Source organism: Porcipelethomonas sp. (assembly GCF_051893655.1).
Classification (GTDB): domain Bacteria; phylum Bacillota; class Clostridia; order Oscillospirales; family Ruminococcaceae; genus Porcipelethomonas.
The window spans coordinates 4,069-7,095 of sequence record NZ_JBJFHN010000124.1 but is presented as its reverse complement, the minus strand read 5'-3'; the positions used below and the strand labels follow the sequence as shown (position 1 = coordinate 7,095).

The following is a 3,027-nucleotide window of genomic DNA, read 5'->3' as shown; positions in this document are numbered from 1 at the left end:
TTTTTGTCACATTTTGCTAAAAATGTTTTAAAATATTATTGCATTATGCGAATTGAATATTTATTAAAATAATACACAATTTTCCAAGGCTGAATTTGTGCATTTTATTACAGAAAAGCTCTTGACAAATGCGTATAAAATGCGTATAATAATATATAGGAGGTGGGAACATGAAGCACAGAGATTTAATAAAACTTCTTGAAAAAAACGGCTGGTGGTTAAAACGTGATGGCGGAAATCATGATATATATACCAACGGAGCAAAAAATGAACCAATCCCACGACACAGGGAGATTAATGAAAAGCTTGCACAGGCAATCATTAAAAAGCACGGGCTTAAATAAGTCCGTGTATACCCGAAAAATTTATATTATAAGGAGCTGTTCGTATGAAAAGAGTTTATCCGATTATTTTAACCCCTGATGATGAAATGTTTCTTGTTAATGTACCGGATTTTGATATAATGACACAAGGAACAGATCTTGCTAACGCCATAGAAATGGCGAGAGATGTTATTTGTATTACTGCTGTTGACATGCAGGACGAAAATAAAACACTTCCTGAGCCATCTGCTGTTTCATCAATAAAAGCAGAGAAAAATTCAATTGTAACGCTTGTTGACGTTGATTTTGATGCATATAGGCGAATGCTCGACAACAGAACTGTCAAAAAAAACTGCACTATCCCAAGCTGGCTGAATGTAAAGGCAGAGGAAGCCGGAATCAATTTTTCTTCCGTACTGCGTGAAGCTCTTGAAAATCGTCTTAATATCAGGTAGTAACCATTCCCCGGGTCAGCCGGGGAATTTTTATAAAAATAAACGCTCCTGCTCAGCAACAGAAACGTTAAATAAGAATATAATTAATTAAAAAGGGAGGAAAACATGAACGGACAGTATGCTATATATTTAAGAAAATCCCGGGCAGACGCAGACGCCGAAGCAAGAGGCGAAGGCGAAACGCTTTCAAGACACAGGGCAAAGCTTTTGGAACTTGCTAAAAAGAAAAATCTTACTATAGCAAAAATTCATGAAGAAATTGTTTCCGGTGATACTATTGAATCAAGACCAGAAATGCAGAAGCTCCTGGACGAAGTAAATGCTGGAATGTGGGACGGAGTTCTTTGTATGGAAATTGAACGTCTTGCAAGGGGTGACAGCATAGATCAAGGCATTGTTTCAAGAGCGTTTAAATATTCAAATACTAAAATAATAACGCCTGTTAAAGTTTATGATCCATCTAATGAATTTGATGAAGAGTACTTTGAATTTTCTCTTTTTATGTCAAGAAGAGAATATAAAACCATTAATCGCCGCATGCAGGCCGGACGTCTTGCATCTGTTAAAGAGGGGAATTATATAGGCTCACAACCGCCATACGGATACAAAAAAGTACACAACTATGAACAAAAAAACTATACTCTTGAACAGATACCTGAAGAAGCAGAAGCGGTAAAGCTTATGTATGAGCTATATACCCAAAAGGATATGGGGTATTCAAAAATTGCTACTTTCTTAAACAATATGGGGATAAAACCTAAGCGCATTGACACATGGAGCCATGCCACGGTAAAAGCAATAATTGAAAATCCGCTTTATTGTGGTAAGATTCGCTGGAACTGGCGAAAAACTAAAAAAATTATCAAAGATGGCGAAATTAAGTATACAAATCCTATTAATCCAGACGCAGAGATATATAAAGGTCTTCATGAGCCAATTGTCAGCGAAGAAGTCTGGAAACTGGCTGAAAGTATCAGAAATAAAAATAAGCATACAAGTACACATAATAATAAAACTCTTAAAAATCAATTTGCAGGACTGATGTATTGTGAACTTTGCGGAAGAGCAATGGTAAGAAGACCTTATTCTAATGGTTTAGTGTATATGATGTGTATACATAATGGCTGCAAATGCGTTTCAAGCAACATGGCTGATATAGATGATGCGGTTTATAACGCTATAGTAAGAACCTATCGACAGTCTGTTTCTCCTTCTGAAAATGACAAGCGCAAAGATAAAACCAATTCCTTGAAAGATGCTGAAAGTAAAATTAAAAGCGAACTTCAAAAATTAAAAATACAGCAGAACAAATTGTATGATTTATTAGAACAAGGAATTTATACAACAGAAATTTTCGTGGAAAGATCAGCAGTCATATCCGATAAAATTGCATCCGCTGAAAGTCAGATTAAAAAGCTTCAGGATGAAGCTCGTCCACAAGCACCCACAGAAGAAACAATTATCCGTCTGAAACATGTTATTGATGCGTATCAGCAATGCATGGATGCAAATGAAAAAAATAAGATGCTTAAATCAATAATAAGAAAAATTCAGTACAAAAAAACAACAAAATGCAATAATGAAAACAACAATTTTGAAATAAAAATTGATTTTATTTTTTGATATATATATAGTCTATGTGTAAACGGGTTTCCATCTTTATCAATATCTATTGGTTCATCAATATACATGTCACCTAGTATTTTCTTTTGCGATCTAAAATACATTAGAATTTCATTTGCAACTCACTCCCTGCGGCTCTGAAAATTTCTCGTCAGAAAGTGAAATTTCATCTTCTTCACAGCCAAAGAAATAGATGTGAATTTTATCTCCGTCCCAGATAACCTTATGAATGATATTTCTCAAAGCTGTTCTTTTTTCTTCTACTGTCATAGAGTCTATTGTGCCTGCTGTCTTTGACATCATATCCGCAAGAATCTCAAAGTTTTCATCTGATGAACTGTGACTATTGGCAAGTTCAACATATTCCTGAATTTGTTTGTCAATAGACTGTATTCTGGAATCTGTTTCATTGATTTGAGTGATAATGTAATCATGTGCGGCAGTTCCCTCGGTTTCTAAGAGTGACTGTAATAATTTTTTGATTTGTGTATCGTATTTTGCTTTGGATTTTCTTAATTCCTTTAGTTTTTCCTGATAAGACTCGTCATTGTAATCAAAGCTTCTGAGTCCTTTTCGTAAGTTTTTCATAAAGTCAGATGATTCTTCCGCAAGTCTTTTAACTTCCA

The 3,027-nt window shown here is 34.9% G+C and carries 4 protein-coding genes; 3 read left to right on the top strand and 1 reads right to left on the bottom strand.

Annotated features, from left to right (window positions below; genetic code table 11):
* Positions 1-170 precede the first annotated feature (170 nt).
* From ACI4WO_RS07325 to ACI4WO_RS07315, 3 genes are all read left to right on the top strand, one after another.
* Positions 171-344 carry a type II toxin-antitoxin system HicA family toxin gene (locus ACI4WO_RS07325; protein WP_439806900.1) on the top strand — a complete coding sequence of 58 codons (174 nt, stop codon included), beginning with the start codon at positions 171-173 and terminating at the stop codon, positions 342-344.
* A gap of 44 nt (positions 345-388) precedes the next feature.
* Complete coding sequence (locus ACI4WO_RS07320; RefSeq protein ID WP_439806899.1) at positions 389-778, top strand: type II toxin-antitoxin system HicB family antitoxin; 390 nt, start codon at positions 389-391, stop codon at positions 776-778.
* Positions 779-883: 105 nt separating this feature from the next.
* Positions 884-2,401 (top strand): recombinase family protein, encoded by a 1,518-nt coding sequence (locus ACI4WO_RS07315; protein WP_439806898.1) that lies wholly within the window; start codon positions 884-886, stop codon positions 2,399-2,401.
* A 111-nt stretch (positions 2,402-2,512) separates the two neighbouring features.
* Here ACI4WO_RS07315 and ACI4WO_RS07310 read toward each other — a convergent pair.
* Positions 2,513-3,027, bottom strand: a 515-nt coding sequence (locus tag ACI4WO_RS07310) for a hypothetical protein (protein WP_439806897.1), incomplete at its 5' end; no start/stop codon positions are given.

What these genes read in the sequence shown, in the direction of transcription:
- ACI4WO_RS07315 (WP_439806898.1), top strand. Translation starts at nt 884, where the DNA reads ATGAACGGACAGTATGCTATATATTTAAGAAAATCCCGGGCAGACGCA.
- ACI4WO_RS07320 (WP_439806899.1), top strand. Translation starts at nt 389, where the DNA reads ATGAAAAGAGTTTATCCGATTATTTTAACCCCTGATGATGAAATGTTT.
- ACI4WO_RS07325 (WP_439806900.1), top strand. Translation starts at nt 171, where the DNA reads ATGAAGCACAGAGATTTAATAAAACTTCTTGAAAAAAACGGCTGGTGG.